The organism is Roseicyclus sp. (genome assembly GCF_052168335.1).
Classification (GTDB): domain Bacteria; phylum Pseudomonadota; class Alphaproteobacteria; order Rhodobacterales; family Rhodobacteraceae; genus Roseibacterium.
The window spans coordinates 1-3,091 of the sequence record NZ_JBQLZP010000374.1 but is presented as its reverse complement, the minus strand read 5'-3'; the positions used below and the strand labels follow the sequence as shown (position 1 = coordinate 3,091).

Here is a 3,091-nt window from a genome sequence, read left to right as displayed (position 1 = left end):
GGATCACCGGACCCGGCAGCGCCAGGAGGAGTGCTGCAAAGAGCCGGGCGTCCCGCGCGCTGCCGTCGCCGAGGCGGGAGACGTGGCGCGGCACGTCGTGGCTCGAGAGCCACCAGGCGAGGCCGTCCCTGCCTTCCAGCCGGTCGAGAATCTCGCGCAGGACCGGCGCGGTCAGGCCGCGCTCGGCGAGGTCGAAGGTATAGCCCGCGTCGAGGCCGCCCTCTTGCGTGAAGGCCTTCGTCACCTCGACCGAGCCCGGGCCCGCGTTGATCTCGCCCAGGAGCCAGGCGTCCTCGCCCGCCCAGCCGCGGATCGTCCGCACGAAGCCCGCGCAGAGCGTCGGCAGCACGTCGTTCTCGTGGTGCTGGTGGGTGAAGGGGTTGTTCGGCGGTCCGGGCGTGCGCGCCTTCTGCGCCTCGGTCGCGGGCGGATTGTCGGCGAGCCCCTCGTCGTGGAAGAAGCTCGTCACCGCGTCGTAGCGGAAGCCGTCGACGCCGCGCGCGCGCCAGAAGCGGGTGATCGCCTCGAGCCGCTCGTGGACGCGCGGGTGGTGGTGATCGAGGCAGGGCTGGCAGGCGAGGAACTTGTGCAGGCAGTACTGCCCGCGCTCGGGGTGCCAGCGCCAGGCGGGCTCGCCGAAGAAGGCGATCCAGTTGTTCGGCGGGCCGCCGTCGGGCCTGGCGTCGGCCCAGACGTAGAGGTCGGCATAGCCCTCCTCGCGGGCGAGCGAGCGGCGGAACCACTCGTGCGTGTCGGAGGTGTGGTTGAAGACCTGGTCGATCAGGACGAGAAGACCGAGTTCGTGCGCGCGGGCCACCAGCCGGTCGAAGTCGGCCATCGTCCCGAAGCGGGGATCGACCGCGCAATGGTCGGCCACGTCGTAGCCGCCGTCCACGAAGGGCGAGACGTAGAAGGGCGAGAGCCAGATCGCGTCGACGCCGAGGGACGCGACGTGGTCGAGCCGCTCGGCGATGCCGCGCAGGTCGCCCTCGCCGTGCCCGGAGCTGTCGGCGAAGGAGCGCGGGTAGACGTGGTAGACGACCGGATGCTCGGGCCATGGGCCGCGGCGTGCCATGGCGTCAGCTTCCGACGATCGTGCCGCCGTTCGGGTGCAGCGTCTGGCCCGTGAAGTAGCTGCCGTCGTCGGAGGCGAGGAAAAGGTAGGAGGTGGCGATCTCCCAGGGCTGGCCGGGGCGGCCCATCATCACGTGGTCGCCGAAGCCCTCGACCATCTCGGGCGGCATGGAGCCGGGGATGAAGGGCGTCCAGACGGGCCCGGGCGCCACGCAGTTCACGCGGATGCCGCGCGGCGCGAGCTGCTGCGCCATGGAGCGCGAGAAGGCCGTGATGGCGCCCCGCGTCGCCGAGTAGTCGACGAGGTGGGAATTGCCCTTGAAGGCGTTGACGCTCGCCGTGAAGACGATGGCGCCGCCGTCGGGAAGGTGCCCGAGCGCCGCCTGCGTGCAGAAGAACGGCCCCATGACGTTGCTGTCCATCGTGCGGCGGAGCTGCTCCTCCGAGATGTCGCGGATGTCCTCGGCGTTCCACTGCATCGCGGCGTTGTTCACCAGGATGTCGAGGCCGCCGAGCTTCTCGGTCAGCTCGGCCACGGCGCGGAAGGCGTCGTCATGGCGGCCGAGGTCGGCCCTGAGCGCGTAGGCCTTGGCGCCCTCGGCCCGGATCGCCTCGACCGTCTCCTCGGCGTCGCGGTCCTCGGCCAGGTAGACGATGCCCACGTCCGCGCCCTCGCGCGCGAAGAGCACGGCGACGGCGCGGCCGATGCCGCTGTCCCCGCCGGTGACGATGGCGCGCTTGCCCTTCAGCTTGCCGACGCCGGGGTGGCGCGGGTGCCAGTCGGGCGCGGGCTCCATCTTGTACTCGTCGGCCGGCATCCGGTCCTGGGATTGCGCGGGCATGGAGCGGGGCTGGGACATGCGGGGGGCCTCGTGGGTCGGAGTTTCCGGGTGCCTCTTCAACCCCTGCGCCTGCGCCCCGGTTCCGCGAGCGCCCGCCCGAGGAGGAGGCCGAGCCCCAGCGCCGCCACGGGCAGCCCGAGGAAGACGGCCTTGCGCGCGAGGTCCGCGTCGAGGACGAGGCCGCCATCGAGGGCCCGGTCGCCGTAGCTGCCATGGGCGTCCGAGGCCATCCCCTCGACCGGCGCGTCGATGTTGTCGGGCCTGCCGCCCGGTTCGGGGCGGTCCGACATCTGCAGCTCGCCGCCCGCGTCGGCCATCTTGCGGTCGAGCCAGCCGGGCAGGACCATCGTGCCGAGGACGAGCTGCGGCACCGAGCGGCCGACGAAGAGCTCGCGGCTGCCCTCGCGCACGGCCTTCAGGACAGCGCGCGCGGCGAGCTCGGGGCGATAGATCGGCGGCGCGGGCTGCGGCTTGCGGTCGAGGCGGTTGCGCGCCCAGTCGAACTGCGGCGTGTCCAGCGCGGGGAGCTGCACCATGCCGAGCGTGATCTCCGACCCCTCGCGAATGAGCTCGGAGCGGATGGATTCGGTGAAGCCCTTGATGGCGTGCTTCGAGGCGCAATAGGCCGACTGGAAGGGCACCGGCCGGTAGGCGAGGCCCGAGCCCACGTTGACGATCCGGCCCTCGCCCCGCCGCTTCATCAGCGACAGCGCCGCGCGCGTGCCGTTCACGGTGCCGAGGAAGGTCGTCTTCACGATCCGGTCGAATTCCTGCGGAGCCATGGCCTCGAAGGGCGAGAAGCTGGTGAGCATCGCGCAGTTGACCCAGACGACGATCGGGCCGAGCGCCTCCTCGACGGCGGCGCCGGCGCGGGAGACGTCGCGCGCCTCGCCCACGTCGCAGGGGATGGTCATGACGCGCTCGCCATGGCGGGCCGCGACCTCGGCGAGGCGCGCGCGGCCGCGGGCGAGGACGCCGACGCGGTAGCCCTCGGCGATGAGCGCGTCGACGGTGGCGCGTCCGACGCCCGCGGTTCCACCCGCGACGACGGCTGTTCCGGGGATGTGCATGCTGTGCTCCTTGGGTTCGGGGGGTCTGTGGGGCATCGGAGGCCGTCTCGGGGGGGATGTCGCCGTCAGCCGTCGCCTCGCCGAGGCCCGCCCTCGGACGGGCGG

3 protein-coding genes are annotated in these 3,091 nt (G+C 72.5%); all 3 read right to left on the bottom strand.

All coding sequences use genetic code 11. The annotated features are described in order from the left end of the window. The coding region (locus ACTS11_RS11485) for an alpha-amylase family glycosyl hydrolase (protein WP_442640452.1) at nucleotides 1-1,075 on the bottom strand (1,075 nt) is incomplete at its 3' end. Between the two features lie 4 nt (nucleotides 1,076-1,079). Then, the gene (locus ACTS11_RS11480; RefSeq protein WP_442640451.1) at nucleotides 1,080-1,934 is read right to left on the bottom strand and encodes an SDR family oxidoreductase; all 855 of its coding nucleotides are present in this window, start codon (nucleotides 1,932-1,934) and stop codon (nucleotides 1,080-1,082) included. 38 nt (nucleotides 1,935-1,972) lie between these two features. Continuing rightward, nucleotides 1,973-2,986, bottom strand: coding sequence for an SDR family oxidoreductase (locus tag ACTS11_RS11475; RefSeq protein ID WP_442640450.1), 1,014 nt, complete (start codon nucleotides 2,984-2,986; stop codon nucleotides 1,973-1,975). Nucleotides 2,987-3,091 lie beyond the last annotated feature (105 nt).

Coding starts and splice junctions, on each gene's coding strand:
- ACTS11_RS11480 (WP_442640451.1), bottom strand. CDS start 1,934: ATGTCCCAGCCCCGCTCCATGCCCGCGCAATCCCAGGACCGGATGCCG.
- ACTS11_RS11475 (WP_442640450.1), bottom strand. CDS start 2,986: ATGCACATCCCCGGAACAGCCGTCGTCGCGGGTGGAACCGCGGGCGTC.